The sequence below is a fragment of the Chloroflexota bacterium genome (assembly GCA_026389585.1).
GTDB lineage: Bacteria > Chloroflexota > Dehalococcoidia > UBA2247 > RBG-13-53-26 > JAPLHP01.
In genome coordinates this window covers 22268-40902 of the sequence record JAPLHP010000087.1, presented here as the reverse complement: position 1 = coordinate 40902, position 18635 = coordinate 22268, and the positions used below count along the sequence as shown (strand labels likewise).

Genomic DNA, 18635 nt, shown 5'->3' with positions numbered 1-18635 from the left:
AATCAAAGGTATGAAGGTTCGCGGGGCCCCCATGATCGGCGTCACCGCTGCCTACGGGATCGCCTTGGGAGCTCAGGCCATCGAGGCCAACAGCAAGAATAGATTTCTCGCCGAATTAAGGCACATCACTGAAGTATTAGCCTCCACCAGACCGACCGCAGTCAATCTTTTCCGCGCCATCGAGCGAATGACGGCGGCAGCTCAGGTACAGAAGGACATTACCAGCATGAAGGCAGCCCTCATTGCTGAGGCAAAAAAAATTCACACCGGTGAAAAACAAGCCACAAGGCAAATCTCTCGGTTCGGCGCCGAAATCATAGGCGATGGATTCACTATCCTAACGCACTGTAATGCAGGTGCACTGGCTACAGCAGGATATGGCACAGCACTCGGCGTAATCAAGGCGGCAAAAGCACAAGGGAAAAGAATCAATGTTATCGCTACTGAGACCCGCCCCCTTCTTCAGGGGGCACGCCTCACTGTCTGGGAGCTAATGCATGAGGATATCTCGGTTACCCTCATCACCGACTCTATGGCAGGCCATTTCATGAGCAGAGGAGACGTAAGCTGCGTCATAGTAGGCGCTGACAGGATTGCCGCTAATGGGGATGTAGCCAATAAAATAGGTACCTATACTCTGGCAGTTCTAGCCAAGGAGAATACCATCCCCTTCTATGTTGCTGCTCCCACCACAACCATCGACATACGGTTACGCTCTGGTGCAGAAATCCCTATCGAGAATCGAGGGCCAGAGGAGATTACCCATATCCAGGGCGTGTTGGTGGCCCCGGATGGAGTGCAGGTGGCCAATCCGGCCTTTGATGTAACACCACACCGCTATGTTTCGGCAATAATCACCGAAAAGGGCATTGTGAAGAAGCCTTACCAAGTCAGTCTATCGAAACTCTTCGGCAACTAGATATTTCCGGACCAACTTTGGACGTAGAAGGAGGAACCTGTGGCCAAAGCTAAGATTGGCGTCATCGGAGGCAGCGGGCTCTACCAGATGGAAGGGATGAGCAATATCGAAGAAACCAGAGTGAAAACCCCCTTTGGTGAACCAAGCGATATCATTACCATAGGTACTTTGCACGAAGTGAGGATCGCCTTTCTTCCCAGGCACGGCAAGGGACATCGCATCAGCCCAACTGATCTCCCGGTAAGAGCCAATATATATGCCCTGAAATCTCTGGGCGTCGAGCAGATAATCTCCATCAGCGCAGTAGGAAGCCTGAAAGAGAATATTCATCCGCTGGACCTGGTTATTCCCGACCAGCTCGTTGACCGCACCAAGAGCAGGGTGAATACCTTCTTTGGGCAGGGGTTGGTGGCTCACGTTGGCTTCGCCGATCCATTCTGCCCACACCTAAGCCATGTTCTCTACGAAACAGCTCAAAAAACAGGGGCCAAAGTTCACAAAGGAGGCACCTGCATCGTCATCGAAGGCCCTCTCTTCTCCACCAGGGCAGAATCATTCCTCTACCGTTCGTGGGGAGCTAGCATTGTCGGCATGACCACCCTTCCTGAGGCTAAACTGGCCCGAGAAGCTGAAATCTGTTACGCCACCCTTGCCTTCGTCACCGATTACGACAACTGGCATCAAAGCGAAGAGTCTGTAACCGTAGAGATGGTGGTAGCCAATTTACAACGAAGCGTAGAAATGGCCAAGAATATTCTGGAAATGGCTATCAGCCGCGTTCCTGACAAGCGAGAATGTCAATGCGCTAACGCCCTGAAGGATGCTATAATCACCGCACCCGAGCATATTCCGGTTCACATGAAGAAGGAACTGGCCCTGCTCATAGGGAAATATGTAAAGTAGCAGAGATCTGATGTCAGCAAAGCTTGAGTTCGGTTGTTTACCCACCGTTATCGGCAGTATGCCCCATACTGATCCGCAGAAGGCATGTCGCCTGATCCACCGGTACCTCACTGCTATTCCCGCTTGGCCACAACTGCCCAAGCGCTCCCCCAAAGAAAACATGTATGCCCAGTTCAGTGAAGGTTTTCCAGGAATAACCGTAGGCGATACACGTATCTATATCGACCAATCCCAGGATCTGGACCTGGGCTTGGGACAACTATACACAGCTTATCTCAACAATGACATAACACACTATGCCATCAGCTCTGATTACGCGGCAGGCCTTCACGCCTTCCTCGCTTCAGGCACAGGGACTCCCCTTGCCATTAAGGGCCAGGTGACCGGCCCTATAAGCCAGGGACTCTCCGTTACCGACGGGACACGCCCTGTCATCTATGACGAGACCCTGGCAGAGGCTATAGCCAGACACTTGCGGCTCAAAGCCTCCTGGCAGGAAAGAGCCCTGCGCCAGATTTCGCCCAACACCATTGTTTTTGTTGACGAACCCTATCTGACCTCTCTTGGCTCTGCCTTTGTTTCTCTGCCATCAGAGAAAGTGCTCAGCCTGCTGGAGGAAACACTGGCTGGTATCAGCGGCCTCAAGGGGATACACTGTTGCGGTAACACAGACTGGCCTCTGGTGCTTAGTCTTCCTATCAATGTCCTGAGCTTTGATGCTTACAACTACCCCAATGCCCTCAGCACATACCCCGCTGAAGTACACTCTTTCCTAAGACGGGGAGGCAGTATCTCCTGGGGCATTGTCCCCAACGATGAAGAAACCTTGGCTAAGGAGAGCATAGCCAGCATCAAGGACCGTCTGGAAGAGGCAATGTCACCCCTTGCCACAAAAGACATCCAGTTCAGACAACTGGTGGAACAGGGCCTGATCACCCCATCATGTGGTCTGGCATCCCTCCTACCGGAAGCAGCCGAGCAGGCCTTGGAATACCTGGTGCAGCTCTCCAACAAAGTGCGGCAACGCTATATAATATAGCGGGGCAATCGAAGAACCAGGTATCTCCCATAAACCTGATCCGGTTTTACGAAGGAAACTATCAATATGGATTGCAGCATTGACGTAAACAAAGCAGCATGTACCTGCACTTACTATCCTTGTACCAGAAAAGGCAAATGCTGTGAGTGTATATCCTACCACCGTGCTCTTGATGAATTGCCGGGATGTCTTTCCCCACCTGAACTCGAGAGAACCTATGACCGCTCTATCGCCCGATTCATAAGAGCCTTCACCAAGAAGTCGAAGAAAGAATCAACCTCGTGAGGCAGGCCCTCTTTCTCAGTGGCGCTCCTGGCACAGGCAAAACCACCATCATCAGGCAGGCAATCGCCATGGTGAAGGAAAGAGCCGGAGGTTTTTACACTCAGGAAATACGCCATCAGGGGATACGGCAGGGTTTTGAAATAGTCACCTTAGATGGATCAAGCGCAGTTCTCGCTCATGTTAACATTCGTAGCCCACAACGAGTGGGCAAGTACGGGGTTGACACCAGTAACCTCAATAAGGTTGGCGTTCGTGCTCTGCGACAGGCAATTGATAACTGCGAGATAATAGTCGTCGATGAGATCGGGAAGATGGAGCTATTCTCTCCTGCCTTCCGAGAGGCAATACTGGAAGCTCTGGATAGCGGGAAGAGACTGCTGGGCACCATTATGCTTCAATCTCACCCCTGGGCCGACCAGATCAAGCAGGATTCCAGGGTTAAGATACTTCAGGTATCAAGAGCAAACCGCCCGCAAATCACGGAAGAATTACTAGAGTGGCTACGGGAGGGCTTGATTGACTCATAGTCCGTACTTGCATATGACAAGATTTGAAGCATCGAAGCATTTATACCCCAATCTTGATATAATCCACCATGATTGTTGATACCAAAAAAAGACTCACCCCGAAGATTGCCCCCTCACAACTATAGAAAAGAGATAAATTCAAAATTGGTACAACAGAGAAAGGAGAATTACATGAACCGAAAAGCAGTCAGCCAGGGCGATGTAAGAGACCATTCCCTCGCCCCACAAGGCAAGCTGCGCATTGAATGGGCAGCACGAGAGATGCCAGTGCTGCAGTTGATAAGGGAGAGATTCGCCAGGGAGAAACCCCTTAAAGGAGCCAGAATCTCTGGCTGCTTGCACATCACCACCGAGACCGCCAACCTGGCTCTGACCCTTAAGGCTGGTGGCGCTGACCTGGCATTTTGTGCCTCCAATCCCCTGAGCACTCAAGATGATGTAGCTGCTGCTATGCTTGAGTATGGAATACCGGTCTACGCCATAAAAGGGGAGGACAGCAAAACTTACTACAGACACATTAACGCCGCTCTAGCCCAAAAACCTCACATCACCATCGACGATGGTGCTGATTTAGTGACTGCCTTACACAAAGGCAAAAGCACCATGGCTGTGAATATCATCGGAGGTATGGAGGAGACCACTACTGGCCTCGTTAGGCTGCGCAGCATGGCAGAACATGGAAAGCTAAAGTATCCGATTATTGCTGTAAATGATGCGGAGACCAAGCACTTCTTTGATAATCGCTACGGCACCGGCCAGAGCACCATTGACGGCATCACCAGAGCCACCAATATTCTTTGGGCCGGGAAGAATGTGGTGGTCTGTGGATATGGATGGTGCGGACGGGGAATAGCCATGCGCGCCCGGGGCTTGGGGGCACAGGTGATAGTGACTGAGGTCAACTCTATCCCTGCCCTTGAAGCCGTTATGGATGGATACCAGGTGATGCCGCTTCTCAAGGCAGCTAAAATCGGCGATATTTTCATCACCATTACCGGTGGGCTGAAAGCTATAGATAAACCTCACCTCCTGGCTATGAAAGACGGCGCCATCCTGGCAAATAGCGGCCATTTCAATGTGGAGATCAATATTCCTGCGCTAGAAAGCCTATCAACCAAGAAAAGAGTATTACGCCCCTTTGTTGAGGAGTACACCTTACAAGACGGAAGACACCTTTTTCTTTTGGCCGAAGGCAGGTTAATTAATCTCGCCGCGGCCGAGGGACATCCGGCCAGTGTAATGGACATGAGCTTCGCAAATCAGGCATTCTGCGCCGAGTATATGTTCAACCTCAAGAAGCAAAACTCCCCCGGGGTTTACCCCGTGCCCAAGGAGATAGACCAAGAGGTAGGTAGACTAAAACTCCGCTCAATGGGAACCGCAATTGACAAACTAACACTCGAACAGAGACAATACCTAGAGAGTTGGGAAATGGGAACTTGAATTCCATCCGCCTGTTCAATTAAAGGAGAAAAAGAATAATGACGTTGAACTTCACGAAGTCCCCTTCATACCTGCTCACATCCGAGTCGGTTACGGAAGGACACCCGGACAAGATTTGCGACCTGATATCTGATGCCGTTCTGGATGCTATTCTGGCTAAAGACCCTATGGCCCGAGTGGCCTGTGAGGTTATGACTACCACCGGACTGATTATTGTAACAGGGGAGATCACGACTAACTGCTATGTTGAGATACCCCGGATCGCCAGGGATACTGTTTTGGAAATAGGCTACACCCGCGCCAAATATGGGTTCGATGGCGAAACCTGTGGCGTCATCACCTCCGTCAAGGAGCAATCTTCAGACATCGCGATGGGAGTGAACCACTCGATAGAAGCACGAGAGAAGGCAAACAATATAAACGAGAAAGAAACACTGGGTGCGGGCGACCAAGGGATGATGATAGGCTTCGCCTGCAACGAAACCCCTGAGCTCATGCCACTGCCTATCTCGCTGGCTCATAAACTCTGCAAACGCTTGGCTGAAGTAAGAAAGGATGGGACACTCTCCTATCTACGCCCTGACGGAAAGTCCCAAGTAACCATCGAGTACAGCCACGGTGTTCCTAAACGAGTAGAAGCTGTGATTATCGCTGCTCAGCACAGCGAGACAGTTAGCAACGATGTCATCCATCGAGACATTCAAGAGGCGGTAATAAGAAAGGTAATACCTCACCACCTTCTGGATAAGAAGACCAAATACTACATCAATGCCACTGGGCGATTTGTGATTGGAGGCCCGATGGGAGACACCGGCCTCACGGGACGTAAGATATTGGTTGATACCTACGGAGGTATTGCCAGGCATGGTGGTGGCTCTTTCTCAGGGAAAGACCCCACTAAAGTAGACCGTTCGGCAGCTTATGCCGCCCGCTATGCAGCAAAGAACGTTGTTGCCGCCGGGCTTGCTGACCGCCTCGAACTTCAAATTTCCTATGCCATCGGAATAGCCCACCCAATATCCATATCCATCGAAACCTTCGGTACCGCCAAGATAGATGAGGAAATTATCATCAGCCTGATAAGGAAGCACTTTGATTTTCGCCCCGGCGGCATTATCGAATCACTAAGGCTACGCCGCCCAATATACAAGCAAACAGCCGCCTATGGGCACTTTGGTCGCGATGACCTCGATCTCCCCTGGGAGAAAACAGACAAGGTAGCACTGCTTCAGGCCGATGCTGAACTAGCCAACGCAACCAGCCCACTCCAGAAACAACCAAAGGAGCTAGCCTGACAAGCAAGCCCGATGGTGTTCGGTAAGCTCTGAATACTATATGAGACCTGTAATCAAGTTCGGCACCGATGGTTGGCGCGGTATCATCGCCGAAGACTTCACTTTTGATAACGTTAGACGCTGTGCCCAGAGTCTAGCTGAATACCTCCAGGATGAAGGGCTGGCCTCCAGAGGCTTGGTCATAGGCTATGATACCCGCTTTGCTTCTGAAAACTTCGCTGCAGCAGCCGCTGAGGTGGTGGCTGCTAACAATATCAAGGTATACCTTTGTCCCCAAGCTACTCCCACGCCGATAGTAAGCCACGGCATTCGAGACCATAAAGCCGCCGGCGCAATAATCATCACCGCCAGTCATAATCCAGCCCAGTGGAACGGTTTTAAAATAAAGTCCGAGGACGGAGCTAGCGCACCAACTGACGTCGAAGCTAACATAGAATCCCGTCTGCCACAAATCATCGCCCAAGACAAGGTCAAACGCTTAGCCTTAGACGATGGAATTGCAAAGGGGCTCATCGAGTATTCTGATCTAGCGCCAGCCTATTATGACCACGTGGCTCAGCTTATTGATCTGCAAAATCTACGCCAAGCTGGCCTGAAGATAGTGGTAGACTCCATGTTTGGAGCAGGAACCGGCTGCTTCAGAAAATTTCTTCAGGGTGACAAAACCGTACTAACCGAGATTAACGGGGAACGGAACCCTATCTTCCCCGGCATTCAACCCGAACCCATTGCCAGACATCTAACAAAACTCTCCACTCTAGTGAGGGAGAGTGCAGCAGATGTGGGATTGGCCACAGATGGTGATGCTGACCGCATCGGTGTTGTGGACGAGAAAGGAAACCCGCTCACCCCTTTACAAATATTTGCCCTTCTTGCTCTCTACCTATTGGAGGTACGTGGTGAGCGCGGCCCCATCATCAAGACACTGACCACTAGCAGCATGCTGTATAAATTGGGCAAGATTTATAACGTGCCAGTTTACGAAACGCGGGTAGGCTTCAAATATGTAGCCCCAAAGATGATCAGCGTCAATGCCCTTATTGGAGGTGAAGAAAGCAGCGGCTTTGGTTTCAGAGGCCACTTACCTGAGCGCGATGGCATCCTTGCTGGCCTCTACTTTCTCGACCTGATGAGTAAGCTTAAGAAGACGCCATCACAACTCATAGAGTATCTGTACAGCAAAGTCGGACCGCATCACTATCAGCGTACCGACCTGGAGTTTCCCCCTGCCGAGCGTGAGAGAATCATCGACAGCCTCAAAAGCAAGATACCATCACAGATTGCCCACAGCGAAGTAGTTAAAGTCAATACTATTGATGGGTTCCACTTCTCGCTGGCAGACGGCTCCTGGCTACTGATCCGCCTCTCTGGAACAGAGCCTATTCTCCGCATCTATGCCGAGGCCGGCAGCCTGGAAAGAGCAAAGCAATTGGTCACTGAAGGAAGGAATATGTTGGGGGTATAGGACATGAGTGAACTGGATAGCCCCCATATCTACAAACAACTCGACCCCTCAGGTATGCTTCAACACCTTCATGAATTTCCCGAACAATGTCAGCGAGCATGGTACAACTCACTAAAACTAAAACTACCTCAAGACTACAACAAGGTTGATAGAGTCATTATCTCAGGCATGGGTGGCTCGGCCATAGGCGGCGAGTTGATACGCCGTCTCGCTATCCTGGAAAATCATCTGCCAGTTTGGGTACACCGGGATTATGGTTTACCCCCATTTGTGAATAGGAACACTCTCCTCATTTTCTCAAGCTACTCGGGGAATACTGAGGAAACCCTTTCTTCCTTTGCCGAATCCCTGCAAACTCCGTCTAAGAAAGTTGTGATCACCACTGGTGGGAAGCTGGGAGTGTTAGCCGAAAGGAGTGGGATACCTATCTTATTTATCGACTACAAAGCCCCTCCCCGAGCCGCTTTTCCTAATAGTTTCGTTTCCCTGCTGGGCATCTTTCACACTCTCGGTTTAATCAAAGATAAGTCAAACGATTTTGAGGAAGCACTGCAGGTCTTGGAAGAGCTCTCTACAAGAATTGCCGAGAAGGTGCCCTCCGTCTCCAATGAGGCCAAACAACTGGCGAAAGACCTCTATGGTCGATTGGCAGTGATCTACGGGGCTGAGCTACTCGCAGAAGTCGCTCAGCGTTGGAAGAGTCAGCTTAACGAGAATAGCAAAACCTGGGCCTTTCACGAGATCTTCCCAGAGCTAAATCATAATGCTGTAGTAGGATATCAATTACCTCCCGAATTGAGAGATAGAATTCTGGTAGTACTACTACACTCATCATTGCTTCATCCGCGTGTCTCAATTCGTTACCAACTCACCACTGAAATCCTCAACAAGGCATCAGTCAGATACAAGGTGTTGGAAGCAACAGGGAAAAGCCGCCTGGCTCAAATGATGAGTCTGGTTCTTTATGGAGATTATGTTAGCTTCTACCTGGCCATGTTGAATGGTGTTGACCCTACACAGGTAGTCTCCATAGACTACCTGAAATCCCGCCTTGCCGACTTTTGAGAGGGTTACCCAACGCCTTCGCAGACTTAAATAGGGCCAGCCACACAGTTTCCCCACCCGCAAAACCCGCTACGCAAGATCAAGATAGCGGGAAAACATAATACCTCCCTATAGCTTATTCTTTGGCTATAGGGAGGTATTATCTACTGTACTAAAGAGAATCTTTAGATGGCCTATAAGCTACCCAAGAGAAACATCATTCAAGGGAGAGCCTATCTCTTGGTATACTGAGGAGCCTTACGGGCACGCTTCAGTCCGTACTTCTTGCGCTCCTTTATCCTTGCATCCCTAGTAAGCAATCCATGCTGGCGCAACACCGTCCTCAGTGCCTCATCAGATTTTAATAGAGCACGGGCAATACCATGGCGAATGGCTGCAGCCTGTCCTGAAATTCCCCCTCCCTCGACCTTTGCTATCACATTGAACTTACCCACAGTGCCTGTAGCCTTAAAGGGTTGTTGCATCACAGTCTGAAGAGCAGTATCTGGGAACAGTTCCTGCAAAGGCCTACTGTTGATGACGATATTGCCATTTCCAGCTACCAACTTTACCCGAGCGATAGCGGTCTTTCTTTTGCCTGTTCCGTAGAAATAAGCTGGGTCAGCCACTTTGCCCCTCCTCCCTCTGAGCTTTCACTTGAGCCTGGTGTGGGTGAGTATCTCCAGCATAGACTTTGAGCCTTCTTGCCATAGCACGACCATAGCTGTTATGGGGAAGCATCCCCCTTACTGCATGCTCAACAGGACGGGTAGGATGCGCATCTATCATCTTGGCAAACGTAGAGCTACGCAGTCCTCCAGGATAGTGAGTATGCCAATAATAGACCTTCTTCTCAGCCTTCTTGCCCGTTACACGAACTTTAGCTGCATTTATGACTACCACAAAATCCCCATTATCAAGGTAGCGGGAATACATGGGTTTTTCTTTTCCCTGAAGCAAACGAGCAACCTCGGTAGCCAGTCTGCCCAAGGTTCTTCCCGAGGCATCAACAACCCACCACCGACGCTTGACATCAGAACTCTTTACACTATAAGTCATCATCATAAGTCATCATCTCTCCTCAACAGGGGGGAAAGTTATCATACTTGACTTCCAGCAGACACAAACCCCGGGCTGGCGCGGTGGGGCCTATGACCCCTGCCTGCTTGGAGCAAGCCATCTCCCTAAATGAGTTAACTGTCATCCTCCCCAAACCCACATTGGCTAGCCCTCCCACTGTATTGCGCACCTGATGCGGCAAGAAGGAGTTTGCTTCGATGTCAAACATCACCAGGTCTTCCTTCTTACTCACCTCAGCCTTGGACACGCGGCGATGGGTTTGACGGCCATCCGTCACCTGAGCAAAGGGGGCAAAATCATGCTCTCCAATGAGTGCCTGACAGGCATCATTCATAGCCTCAATGTCCAGTGGTCGAGCAATAAGGTAACTGAAACCTCGCCAAAATGGAGATGGAGTAGATCTATTCAGAATAGAATAGCGATAATTGCGGCATATTGCATCGCGCCGAACATCAAAATCAACACCTGCCTCATAAGCAGCTCTAATAGAAATATCCTTAGGGAGATGAAAATTTAGCGCTTCGACCCAAGTCTTATGAGGGAAGTTCGACCTGGTCTTAAAGCTTGCCACCTGTCCTCTGGCATGAACGCCGGCATCGGTGCGACTGGCAAAAGAAATGCGAATTTCCTCACCAGTGATTCTACGCAACGCATCTTCCGCCTCTCCTTGAATAGTGAGGGCGTTAACCTGATACTGGGAACCATGGTATCTGGTGCCTTCGTATTCCATAATCAATACAATTCTTGTTGCAGTTTCTGGACCCTGAATATACGACTCCCCAATCGATCCTACTTCACTAGTTCAAGTATTGCCATGGGTGCGCAATCACCTGGGCGGGGTCCCAACTTGAGGACACGAGTGTACCCGCCACTACGACTAGCGTATCTCGAAGCAAGCTCATCAAAAACCTTATCCACCACTTTCCTATCGCTCACCACAGTCAACGCCTGTCGCCGAGCATGAAGGCTCCCTGCTTTACCCAGGCTAATAACCTTATCCGCCATACCTCGAACTTCTTTCGCCTTTGCCTCAGTAGTAACGATCCTCTCATGCCGCAATAGCTCAGAGATCAAGTTATGGAACAACGCCATTCTAGGGCCGCTGCGCCTGGAAAACCTTCGCCCAGCTACTCTATGCCTCATCTTCCTCTTCCAATCTCAGAGCCAAGCCCCTTCCCTCAAGATCCTGTTTCAATTCATCCAGAGACTTTCGCCCAAACTTCTTTAGTTGGAGAAGATCCCGCTCACTCTTCTCCAACAATTCTCCTAATTTGCTAATCTTGTTTCTTCTCAAACAATTGAAGACACGAGGTGACAGCCCAAGTCGCTCCAATGGTAGCTCATATTCCTCAGATGACACGCCAACCGCAGCCTGCTCCATCGCCCCAGTGGAAGCCAGGACGAGAGGAGTGAAGGGAGATAGTTGCTCCCTCAGTATCTGGGCACTCTGACTGAGAGCCTCTACCGCTGTAATAGTGCCATCAGTCCACACATCAATGATGAGTTTCTCGTATCCAGTATTTTCGCCGGTACGAACTGGCTCAACAAGATAATTGACTTTTTGGACTGGAGTAAAGATAGCATCCACAGGGATCGTACCTATAGGCAGACCAGTCCCATGAGTAGTCGCTGACACATAACCCTTTCCCTGCTTCACATTGAATTCAACAGAAAGACTAGCCTCAGCCGAATCTAAAGTGGCTAGGTAAAGCTCTGGGTTTGTAACCTCAAAATCCGCGGATGGTCTGATGTCTGCAGCATGAATAGTCCTTTCACCATTCACTTCAAGCAACAGCTTCCCATCTTGCTTGGTCATAGAACGCAGACGTAGAGTCTTGACGTTCAGCAGGAATTCGGTAACATCCTCTTTTACATGAGGAATAGTGGAGAATTCATGCTCTATTCCCTCTATTTTTACCCAAGTTACTGCTGCACCCAAGAGAGAACCGAGCAAAACCCGCCGCAAAGTATTGCCCAAAGTAGTGCCAAAGCCCCTTTCCAATGGCTCCGCGGCAAAACGCCCATAATTACCCTTACTTTCCACGCACTCTACTTTAGGAGTCACAAGGTGAGACAAAGCTACAGGCCTCCTTCCAAAGCTATCGAGAGTAATGCTCGACAATCATCTTCAGATCAAATTTGGCAGCAATTTCATCATTGGAGGGAAGACTCAATACTCGACAAGAAAGGTCTTTCTTATCTACACTTAGCCAACTCGGAATAACTTTGGAATCGATTCCCTGCATAGCCCTGTTGTAGGGATCTTTATTAATAGTCTTCTCTCTCCAAGTGATAACATCACCCGGTTTTACCACGAATGACGGGATATCCACTTTACGTCCATTAACCTTTATGTGACCATGCTGCACCAACTGCCGAGCCTGATTTCGAGATTCGCCCAGGCCCAAACGGTAGACCGTATTATCCAAGCGCCTTTCCAGCAATTGTACTAAGGTCTCACCAGTCATTCCTGGGGCTCTTTCGGCATCAGCAAACATCCGACGAAACTGCCGTTCGAGCACTCCATAAGTATATCTGGCTTTTTGTTTCTCCTTGAGTCTAACTCCATACTCCGACAGTTTGCGGGGGCGACCCCCGGTATGTTGTCCAGGGGTACCTGGATTTCTCTCTATAGAGCACTTAGGAGTACCACATCGCTCGCCTTTCAGCATCAGTTTCTCACCTACTCGACGACATAGCCGACAGGAAGACCCGGTATACCGCGCCATTATCCTCTAAACCCTCCTTCTTTTCGGGGGTCGACAACCATTATGTGGAATAGGGGTCACATCCCTAATCCCAGTGACATTAAGTCCAGCAATCTGAAGGGAACGAATAGCAGCCTCACGGCCACCACCTGGCCCTCTCACATAAACCTCGACCTGACGCAATCCATGCTCCTTAGCCCGCTTTGCCGCCCCTTCAGCCGCCAACTGTGCAGCAAAAGGAGTGCCTTTGCGGGACCCTTTAAAACCAGCAGTACCTGCGCTTCCCCACGAAATGACATTCCCTGCGGGGTCAGTAAGCGTGACAATAACATTATTGAACGTCGAATGAATATAAGCTCTCCCTTGAGGGATAGACTTCTTTTCCTTCTTCTTAGCCATAAACAACTCCTCTTCGTTCCACGATCTCGTGTTTCAAGTCCTATTTCTTCGCAGTGCCACGGCGTCTGCCTCTGCCAGCTACAGTCTGGCGAGGTCCACGCTTAGTTCGCGCATTGGTCTTGGTACGCTGTCCCCGAACAGGTAGCCTACGACGGTGTCTGAGACCCCGATAGCAACCAATCTCTGTGAGTCGGCCAATATTAAGACTTACCTCTTTCTTTAATTCCCCCTCCACCTTTTGTTTCTTCTCAATATTATCACGAAGGCGGGCAATTTCTTCTTCAGCCAAATCTTTTGCCTTCCTATCAGGACTAACACCAGTTTGAGCAAGAATCTTCTTGCTCAAAGCTTTGCCAATTCCGTAGATGTAGCACAGCCCAATCTCTATTCTCTTGTCATTGGGGATATCAACACCTGCTATACGTGCCACTCAAACCTCCGCTCTATCCTTGCCTCTGTTTATGCTTGGGGTTGGAGCAAATAATTCTTACCGCACCCTTACGTTTTACCACTTTACATTTACTGCAGCGACACTTAACTGAAGCACTGACTTTCATGTAACTATCTCCAAGACAACTTACTTAAAACGGTAGATAACCCTGCCCCGAGTCAAATCATAGGGTGAAAGCTCTACCCGCACAGTATCACCTGGCAGAATCTTGATAAAGTGTTTCCTCATCTTACCAGAGATGTGAGCCAGTACTCTGTGTCCCCCGGCTAGCTCAACACGAAACATAGCATTGGGCAAAACCTCCATAACCTTGCCTTCAACCTCTATCCTTTCCTTCTTAGGCATGATTCCTATCTAAACCGCGGTGAGAATCTCCGGAGCGCCGTTAGTAATAGCAATAGTATGCTCAAAGTGCGCTGAAAGCCTGCCATCAGCAGTAACAACTGTCCACTGGTCATCACTGACCCGAGTACCCCATCCACCAGCATTGACCATTGGTTCAATAGCTAATGTCATCCCTTCTCGAAGCAAGGGGCCTTGACCTGCCTCCCCAAAGTTGGGTATTTGAGGTTCCTCATGCATTGCTCGACCAATACCGTGTCCAGTATATTCTCTTACCACTGAAAATCCTCTAGTTTCTACATAATGCTGAATGGCTGTAGATACATCTCCCAAGCGTGCCTTGTTCCTGGCTGCAGCAATGCCAGCCAGGAGAGCACTCTGAGTGACATCCAAAAGCCTCCTAGCCTCTTCACTAATCTCGCCTACGCCAACGGTAATGGCAGCATCTCCCTGGAAACCCTTGAAGATCACGCCAGCATCCAGAGATATTATGTCTCCTTCACAGAGTATTCGATCTCCAGGGATGCCATGAACCACCTCATTATTGACTGACGTACATATATGAGCAGGGAAACCCCGATATCCCTTGAAAGAAGACCGGGCTTCGTACCTGGCTAACTCTTTAGCACAAGTATGATCCAACTCCCTGGTTCTCACTCCCGGTCTAACCTCACTAGCCAGTTTTTGTAGTACTTTAGCCACAATTTCCCCAGCTTCTCTCATAATGGAAATTTCATCAGAAGACTTAACGATTATGCCCATCCCCTCTCCAGCCGAGCTCGGTCAACAAATCCTTGCTCACTTCTTCTATGGGCCTCTCCCCCTCTACTTGCAGTAACTTCTTCTTGTTGCGGTAGTAACCAACAAGGGGTGCAGTCTGCTTAACGTACACCTCCAACCTTTTCTCCGCCGTTTCCCTGGTGTCATCAGGGCGCTGATAAAGCTCACCACCACAGACATCACACTTGCCGACCACCTTCGGTGGCGAAGATACCAGGTGGTATGGCTTCTGGCACTTGCGGCAAAGCCACCGTCCGCTGAGACGCCTGAGAAGCTCATCTCGGGAAACCTCAATGTAGATTGCCTTGTCTACGCCATCCTTTCCCAATGCCTTGTCTAACGCCTCTGCCTGCTCAATTGTTCTAGGGAAACCATCCAGGATGAAACCCTTCTTGTTTCCAGAGATGCGCTCCAATACCATCTTTATGACCACCTCATCAGGAACAAGCAAGCCTTTCTCCATATATGATTTGGCCAATTTCCCAAGTTCCGTACCTTCCTTTTCAGCCTGGCGGAAGAGATCACCTGAAGATACATGCGCTATCCCGGTAAATTGGCAAAGTTTCTCTGCCTGAGTCCCCTTGCCTGAACCTGGAGCGCCTAAGAGAATAAGTCGCATCTTTCCCCCTTGAATCACTTTAGAAAACCTTCGTAGCGGCGCATCAGGAGTTGCGCCTCTAGTTGCTTCATCGTGTCCAGAGCCACTCCAACCATAATCAGCAAGCCAGTGCTGGAAAGTGCCACCACCTGAATACCAGTCGCCTTTCCGGCAATAAATGGCAACACTGCCACCAGAGCCAGAAAGAGTGCCCCCGCCCATGTAAGGCGGTTCATCACCTGGCTCAAATAGGTTGAAGTAGCCTGGCCAGGTCGAATCCCGGGTACAAAACCACCCTGTTTCTGTAAGGTTTCGGCCAGGTTCATCTGTTCAAATACGACCATAGTATAGAAGAAGGAGAAGGCAATGACAAGCAAGCCATAAACTAACCAGTAACTCCAATGGCTAGCCCAGTTCTGAAGGAATGTGGCTGCACCACCGTGAAAATAGGAGGCTACGGTTGCAGGCAAAATCACCAAAGACATGGCAAAAATGAGAGGTATCATCCCTGCCGAGTTCACCCGCAAGGGGATGTGGGTAGAACCAGACTGTCGATACATCCTTCTACCCCGAAAGACACTCCGGGAGTAATGCACGGGTATACGGCGAGCTGCTTCGGTGAACATGACAATCATTACCACGGCAGCCAGCCACAGGACAAAAAAGGCGATGATTCCTGGTATATTATCACGCCACACCAACCCACCTTGAGCAAACATGTTTGGCAAACCAGCCACAATACCAGCAAAGATTATTATGGAAACGCCATTCCCTATGCCCCGTTCGGTAATGAGCTCACCTAACCATACCAAGAACATAGTGCCCGCCATCATAGACAGGATTATCGCAGCTATACTCAGGGTACTTGTCTGAGCAATACTGCCATTTCGGCTTAACAGCACAAACTGACTGTAGCCCTGCAGACCGGCCAGAGGCACTGCCAACCAATGGGTATACGTGTTTATCTTATTTCTTCCCGATTCCCCCTCCATGGCAAGATTCCGTAACTGCGGGATAACTGGCTGCAAAAGCTGCATAACAATAGTTGCGGTGATGTAGGGATAGACTCCCATGGCAACAATGCTGAAGTTGCGCATTGCCCCGCCGCTGAATAGGTCAAGCATCCCTAGAAGCTGGTTACTCTCGAAAGCCTTATCCAGAGCTGCCTGGTCAACCCCAGGAACCGGAATATGGGCCAAGAAACGGAAGACTATCAGAACACCCAAGGTAAAGAGAAGCCTACGCCTCAGGTCAGGCAAGCTGAAAGCGTCTATCATTGCCTGGATGAGACGCGGTCTAGCCTGCCTCTGTTGCACTTCCTGCCTCCACTCTCCCACCTGCTGCCTCAATCTTCTCTTTTGCAGCAGTCGAGACCCTATCAGCCCTTACCACAAGAGCACGATCCAGATCACCACCACCCAAGATCTTTAGTGGTCTGTTGGCCGATTTGATCAGTCTAGCTCTTACCAATTCAAGACGCCCTACCACACTCTCAGGCTCAAAAATGTTGAGCTTGCCTACATTAACAACAGAGTATTCAGTCTTAAATATATTGGTGAAACCACGCTTACCAGGTAAACGCTTCACTAAAGGGAGTTGCCCACCTTCAAAGTATGGGTGGATACCAGGCCCACTGCGCGCTTTCTGTCCCTTTGCGCCTTTCCCTGAATATCTACCGTGGCCACTGCCCAATCCGCGGCCAACACGCTTTCTCTTACGTCTTGAACCAGGTGAAGGTGCTAGCTCATTCTGCCTAACCACTACTCCTCCACCTCTTCCACTTTAACCAGATGTTTTACTTTGGTAACCATACCACGCATCGAGGGAGAATCATCGTGTTTTACACTCTGATGCAAACGATGGAACCCCAGGGCTTTGAGAGTCGCCCTTTGATCCCTGGGGTAGCCAATATCACTCTTGAACCAGGTAATATGTAGTTTACCCACCGTCATCTTTACCCTTTCGCACTCGATGCCTTCCGCTCTGCCAACACTTTCCCGGGCTCCCTCAATCGACTCAGGGCAATCATTGTTGCCTTCACTACATTGATTGAGTTGGAGCTACCTAAAGACTTTGCCAAGATGTCCTTCACTCCAGCCACCTCGATCACTGCACGCATGCTGCCGCCCGCAATAACACCTGCCCCTGGTCTCGCTGGTTTGAGTAGGACATCGGCAGCTCCATACTTAACCCTGATCTCATGCGGAATCGTTGTCCCTGCCAGTGGAATGGTAACCATATTCTTCCTAGCAACAGTGCCAGCCTTCTGAATCGCCTGGGCGACCTCATTCGCTTTGCCTAAGCCAATACCTACCCGCCCATTGCCATCACCAGCCGCTACCAGAGCCCTAAACCTCAGATGCTTCCCTCCCTTAACCACCTTGGCAACGCGGTTTACGGAGACCACCCTCTCGCTTAATTCTTCTCTGACTTCTACCTGTTCTTTTATCATATTTTCCTTAGATTCAGAATTTCAATCCCGACGATCTAGCTGCCTCAGCCAAGGCTTTGACACGGCCATGATACTTGTATCCACATCGATCAAATACGACCTGAGTCACACCCTTTTCTACAGCTCGTTTTCCCACAAGGGCCCCCACTAATGCAGCACTTTCCGTCTTCTTTTTACCCTCAGTCTTCAGCTCCGGCTCACAACTGGAAGCACTAGCTAATGTGCAAGATTGTTTATCATCTATAACTTGAGCATAAATATGATTTGAGCTCCGGAAAACGCACAATCTAGGTCTTGCTTGATGAATGTGCCTGCTATTCAGCCTTGTACTTCTTTTCTTCATCCTCTACTTCTTCGCTGCTGCTCTGCCGGCTTTCCCAGGCTTAAGGCGAGTCCTCTCTCCCACATACCTGATGCCCTTACCCTTATAGGAATCGCAAGGGCGAATAGCACGAATCCCAGCAGCCACTTCACCCACTGATTCTTTATCTACCCCAACCACCTTGATTCGATTTGTACCCTCCACCACCACAGATATACCTGGAGGAGGCAATATTTCCACTGGATGAGTAAATCCCACCTGGAGAACCAGCTTATCACCAGCCTTCTGAGCTCGATAGCCAACGCCAACAACCTCCAGAAGTCTCTCGAAGCCCTTGCTTACTCCCTCAACCATATTAGCCAGCAGGGCACGAGTTAACCCATGGAGCGCGCCATGAACCTCACTATCACCAGGCGGGGAAACAACCAAAATACCATCCTTCAGAACAATGGACATTGATGGGACAAATGATCGATGCAATTCCCCCTTTGGTCCCTTGATAGTCACATCACTCCCTTTGATATCCGCTGTTACACTAGGAGGTAGACGTATAGGAAGCTTACCTATTCTGGACATTCTTACA

The 18635-nt window shown here is 49.9% G+C and carries 27 protein-coding genes; 9 read left to right on the top strand and 18 right to left on the bottom strand.

All coding sequences use genetic code 11. The features are described 5' to 3' along the window. The 9 genes from mtnA to NTZ04_08155 form a co-directional block, all read left to right on the top strand. Window positions 1-919: S-methyl-5-thioribose-1-phosphate isomerase (gene mtnA / locus NTZ04_08195; protein ID MCX5992284.1), on the top strand; the 919-nt coding region annotated here is incomplete at its 5' end. Between the two features lie 39 nt (window positions 920-958). Continuing rightward, a complete protein-coding gene (mtnP, locus tag NTZ04_08190) occupies window positions 959-1822 on the top strand; it encodes an S-methyl-5'-thioadenosine phosphorylase (protein MCX5992283.1) in 864 nt (287 codons plus the stop codon). A 10-nt stretch (window positions 1823-1832) separates the two neighbouring features. After that, window positions 1833-2861 (top strand): methionine synthase, encoded by a 1029-nt coding sequence (locus NTZ04_08185; protein ID MCX5992282.1) that lies wholly within the window; start codon window positions 1833-1835, stop codon window positions 2859-2861. A 66-nt stretch (window positions 2862-2927) separates the two neighbouring features. Next, complete coding sequence (locus tag NTZ04_08180; GenBank protein MCX5992281.1) at window positions 2928-3146, top strand: DUF6485 family protein; 219 nt, start codon at window positions 2928-2930, stop codon at window positions 3144-3146. Continuing rightward, window positions 3143-3673, top strand: a complete 531-nt coding sequence (locus NTZ04_08175) for an NTPase (GenBank protein MCX5992280.1) — start codon at window positions 3143-3145, stop codon at window positions 3671-3673. Before NTZ04_08180 ends, NTZ04_08175 begins: the two co-directional genes overlap by 4 nt. Window positions 3674-3844: 171 nt before the next feature. Then, entirely contained in the window at window positions 3845-5116 is a 1272-nt protein-coding gene (ahcY, locus tag NTZ04_08170) for an adenosylhomocysteinase (protein MCX5992279.1), read from the top strand. A 38-nt stretch (window positions 5117-5154) separates the two neighbouring features. Continuing rightward, window positions 5155-6411, top strand: coding sequence for a methionine adenosyltransferase (gene metK, locus NTZ04_08165; GenBank protein ID MCX5992278.1), 1257 nt, complete (start codon window positions 5155-5157; stop codon window positions 6409-6411). Window positions 6412-6451: 40 nt separating this feature from the next. Beyond that, complete coding sequence (locus tag NTZ04_08160; protein MCX5992277.1) at window positions 6452-7876, top strand: phosphoglucomutase/phosphomannomutase family protein; 1425 nt, start codon at window positions 6452-6454, stop codon at window positions 7874-7876. A 3-nt stretch (window positions 7877-7879) separates the two neighbouring features. Then, complete coding sequence (locus NTZ04_08155) at window positions 7880-8941, top strand: bifunctional phosphoglucose/phosphomannose isomerase (GenBank protein ID MCX5992276.1); 1062 nt, start codon at window positions 7880-7882, stop codon at window positions 8939-8941. 212 nt (window positions 8942-9153) lie between these two features. Here the strand turns inward: NTZ04_08155 and rpsI are convergent, their stop codons facing one another. The 18 genes from rpsI to rplF are packed head-to-tail and all read right to left on the bottom strand — an operon-like array spanning window position 9154 to window position 18628. Continuing rightward, entirely contained in the window at window positions 9154-9549 is a 396-nt protein-coding gene (gene rpsI, locus NTZ04_08150) for a 30S ribosomal protein S9 (protein ID MCX5992275.1), read from the bottom strand. Next, window positions 9542-9982: a 50S ribosomal protein L13 gene (rplM, locus tag NTZ04_08145; GenBank protein ID MCX5992274.1), complete on the bottom strand. Its 441-nt coding sequence runs from the start codon at window positions 9980-9982 to the stop codon at window positions 9542-9544. The genes rpsI and rplM overlap by 8 nt, the downstream gene beginning before the upstream one ends. A 19-nt stretch (window positions 9983-10001) precedes the next feature. Further along, window positions 10002-10736, bottom strand: coding sequence for a tRNA pseudouridine(38-40) synthase TruA (truA, locus tag NTZ04_08140; GenBank protein MCX5992273.1), 735 nt, complete (start codon window positions 10734-10736; stop codon window positions 10002-10004). 53 nt (window positions 10737-10789) lie between these two features. Beyond that, window positions 10790-11143, bottom strand: a complete 354-nt coding sequence (rplQ, locus tag NTZ04_08135; GenBank protein MCX5992272.1) for a 50S ribosomal protein L17 — start codon at window positions 11141-11143, stop codon at window positions 10790-10792. Continuing rightward, window positions 11133-12077, bottom strand: a complete 945-nt coding sequence (locus NTZ04_08130; GenBank protein ID MCX5992271.1) for a DNA-directed RNA polymerase subunit alpha — start codon at window positions 12075-12077, stop codon at window positions 11133-11135. The genes rplQ and NTZ04_08130 overlap by 11 nt, the downstream gene beginning before the upstream one ends. A gap of 22 nt (window positions 12078-12099) precedes the next feature. After that, the gene (gene rpsD / locus NTZ04_08125) at window positions 12100-12729 is read right to left on the bottom strand and encodes a 30S ribosomal protein S4 (GenBank protein ID MCX5992270.1); all 630 of its coding nucleotides are present in this window, start codon (window positions 12727-12729) and stop codon (window positions 12100-12102) included. Window positions 12730-12735: 6 nt separating this feature from the next. Then, complete coding sequence (gene rpsK / locus NTZ04_08120) at window positions 12736-13107, bottom strand: 30S ribosomal protein S11 (GenBank protein MCX5992269.1); 372 nt, start codon at window positions 13105-13107, stop codon at window positions 12736-12738. Between the two features lie 40 nt (window positions 13108-13147). Further along, a complete protein-coding gene (gene rpsM, locus NTZ04_08115; protein MCX5992268.1) occupies window positions 13148-13537 on the bottom strand; it encodes a 30S ribosomal protein S13 in 390 nt (129 codons plus the stop codon). 13 nt (window positions 13538-13550) lie between these two features. Then, window positions 13551-13664, bottom strand: a complete 114-nt coding sequence (gene rpmJ, locus NTZ04_08110) for a 50S ribosomal protein L36 (GenBank protein ID MCX5992267.1) — start codon at window positions 13662-13664, stop codon at window positions 13551-13553. A gap of 20 nt (window positions 13665-13684) precedes the next feature. Then, a complete protein-coding gene (gene infA / locus NTZ04_08105; GenBank protein MCX5992266.1) occupies window positions 13685-13903 on the bottom strand; it encodes a translation initiation factor IF-1 in 219 nt (72 codons plus the stop codon). 9 nt (window positions 13904-13912) lie between these two features. Further along, window positions 13913-14662, bottom strand: coding sequence for a type I methionyl aminopeptidase (gene map, locus NTZ04_08100; GenBank protein ID MCX5992265.1), 750 nt, complete (start codon window positions 14660-14662; stop codon window positions 13913-13915). Next, window positions 14646-15299 carry an adenylate kinase gene (locus NTZ04_08095; protein ID MCX5992264.1) on the bottom strand — a complete coding sequence of 218 codons (654 nt, stop codon included), beginning with the start codon at window positions 15297-15299 and terminating at the stop codon, window positions 14646-14648. The genes map and NTZ04_08095 overlap by 17 nt, the downstream gene beginning before the upstream one ends. A gap of 14 nt (window positions 15300-15313) precedes the next feature. Beyond that, on the bottom strand, window positions 15314-16555 hold the full coding sequence (secY, locus tag NTZ04_08090; GenBank protein ID MCX5992263.1) for a preprotein translocase subunit SecY: 1242 nt from the start codon (window positions 16553-16555) through the stop codon (window positions 15314-15316). Window positions 16556-16574: 19 nt separating this feature from the next. Next, on the bottom strand, window positions 16575-17039 hold the full coding sequence (rplO, locus tag NTZ04_08085; GenBank protein ID MCX5992262.1) for a 50S ribosomal protein L15: 465 nt from the start codon (window positions 17037-17039) through the stop codon (window positions 16575-16577). Then, window positions 17039-17224 (bottom strand): 50S ribosomal protein L30, encoded by a 186-nt coding sequence (gene rpmD / locus NTZ04_08080; GenBank protein ID MCX5992261.1) that lies wholly within the window; start codon window positions 17222-17224, stop codon window positions 17039-17041. The genes rplO and rpmD overlap by 1 nt, the downstream gene beginning before the upstream one ends. Window positions 17225-17232: 8 nt before the next feature. Beyond that, window positions 17233-17730 carry a 30S ribosomal protein S5 gene (gene rpsE / locus NTZ04_08075; protein MCX5992260.1) on the bottom strand — a complete coding sequence of 166 codons (498 nt, stop codon included), beginning with the start codon at window positions 17728-17730 and terminating at the stop codon, window positions 17233-17235. Window positions 17731-17743: 13 nt separating this feature from the next. Further along, the gene (rplR, locus tag NTZ04_08070; GenBank protein ID MCX5992259.1) at window positions 17744-18073 is read right to left on the bottom strand and encodes a 50S ribosomal protein L18; all 330 of its coding nucleotides are present in this window, start codon (window positions 18071-18073) and stop codon (window positions 17744-17746) included. 3 nt (window positions 18074-18076) lie between these two features. Next, entirely contained in the window at window positions 18077-18628 is a 552-nt protein-coding gene (gene rplF, locus NTZ04_08065; GenBank protein ID MCX5992258.1) for a 50S ribosomal protein L6, read from the bottom strand. Window positions 18629-18635: the final 7 nt, after the last annotated feature.

Bases quoted from the DNA above. Each gene is read 5' to 3' on its own strand.
- NTZ04_08185 (MCX5992282.1), top strand. From the start codon at position 1,833: ATGTCAGCAAAGCTTGAGTTCGGTTGTTTACCCACCGTTATCGGCAGT.
- NTZ04_08180 (MCX5992281.1), top strand. From the start codon at position 2,928: ATGGATTGCAGCATTGACGTAAACAAAGCAGCATGTACCTGCACTTAC.
- ahcY (MCX5992279.1), top strand. From the start codon at position 3,845: ATGAACCGAAAAGCAGTCAGCCAGGGCGATGTAAGAGACCATTCCCTC.
- metK (MCX5992278.1), top strand. From the start codon at position 5,155: ATGACGTTGAACTTCACGAAGTCCCCTTCATACCTGCTCACATCCGAG.
- NTZ04_08160 (MCX5992277.1), top strand. From the start codon at position 6,452: ATGAGACCTGTAATCAAGTTCGGCACCGATGGTTGGCGCGGTATCATC.
- NTZ04_08155 (MCX5992276.1), top strand. From the start codon at position 7,880: ATGAGTGAACTGGATAGCCCCCATATCTACAAACAACTCGACCCCTCA.
- rplM (MCX5992274.1), bottom strand. From the start codon at position 9,982: ATGATGACTTATAGTGTAAAGAGTTCTGATGTCAAGCGTCGGTGGTGG.
- rplQ (MCX5992272.1), bottom strand. From the start codon at position 11,143: ATGAGGCATAGAGTAGCTGGGCGAAGGTTTTCCAGGCGCAGCGGCCCT.
- rpsD (MCX5992270.1), bottom strand. From the start codon at position 12,729: ATGGCGCGGTATACCGGGTCTTCCTGTCGGCTATGTCGTCGAGTAGGT.
- rpsK (MCX5992269.1), bottom strand. From the start codon at position 13,107: ATGGCTAAGAAGAAGGAAAAGAAGTCTATCCCTCAAGGGAGAGCTTAT.
- rpmJ (MCX5992267.1), bottom strand. From the start codon at position 13,664: ATGAAAGTCAGTGCTTCAGTTAAGTGTCGCTGCAGTAAATGTAAAGTG.
- infA (MCX5992266.1), bottom strand. From the start codon at position 13,903: ATGCCTAAGAAGGAAAGGATAGAGGTTGAAGGCAAGGTTATGGAGGTT.
- map (MCX5992265.1), bottom strand. From the start codon at position 14,662: ATGGGCATAATCGTTAAGTCTTCTGATGAAATTTCCATTATGAGAGAA.
- NTZ04_08095 (MCX5992264.1), bottom strand. From the start codon at position 15,299: ATGCGACTTATTCTCTTAGGCGCTCCAGGTTCAGGCAAGGGGACTCAG.
- secY (MCX5992263.1), bottom strand. From the start codon at position 16,555: ATGATAGACGCTTTCAGCTTGCCTGACCTGAGGCGTAGGCTTCTCTTT.
- rpsE (MCX5992260.1), bottom strand. From the start codon at position 17,730: ATGATAAAAGAACAGGTAGAAGTCAGAGAAGAATTAAGCGAGAGGGTG.
- rplR (MCX5992259.1), bottom strand. From the start codon at position 18,073: ATGAAGAAAAGAAGTACAAGGCTGAATAGCAGGCACATTCATCAAGCA.
- rplF (MCX5992258.1), bottom strand. From the start codon at position 18,628: ATGTCCAGAATAGGTAAGCTTCCTATACGTCTACCTCCTAGTGTAACA.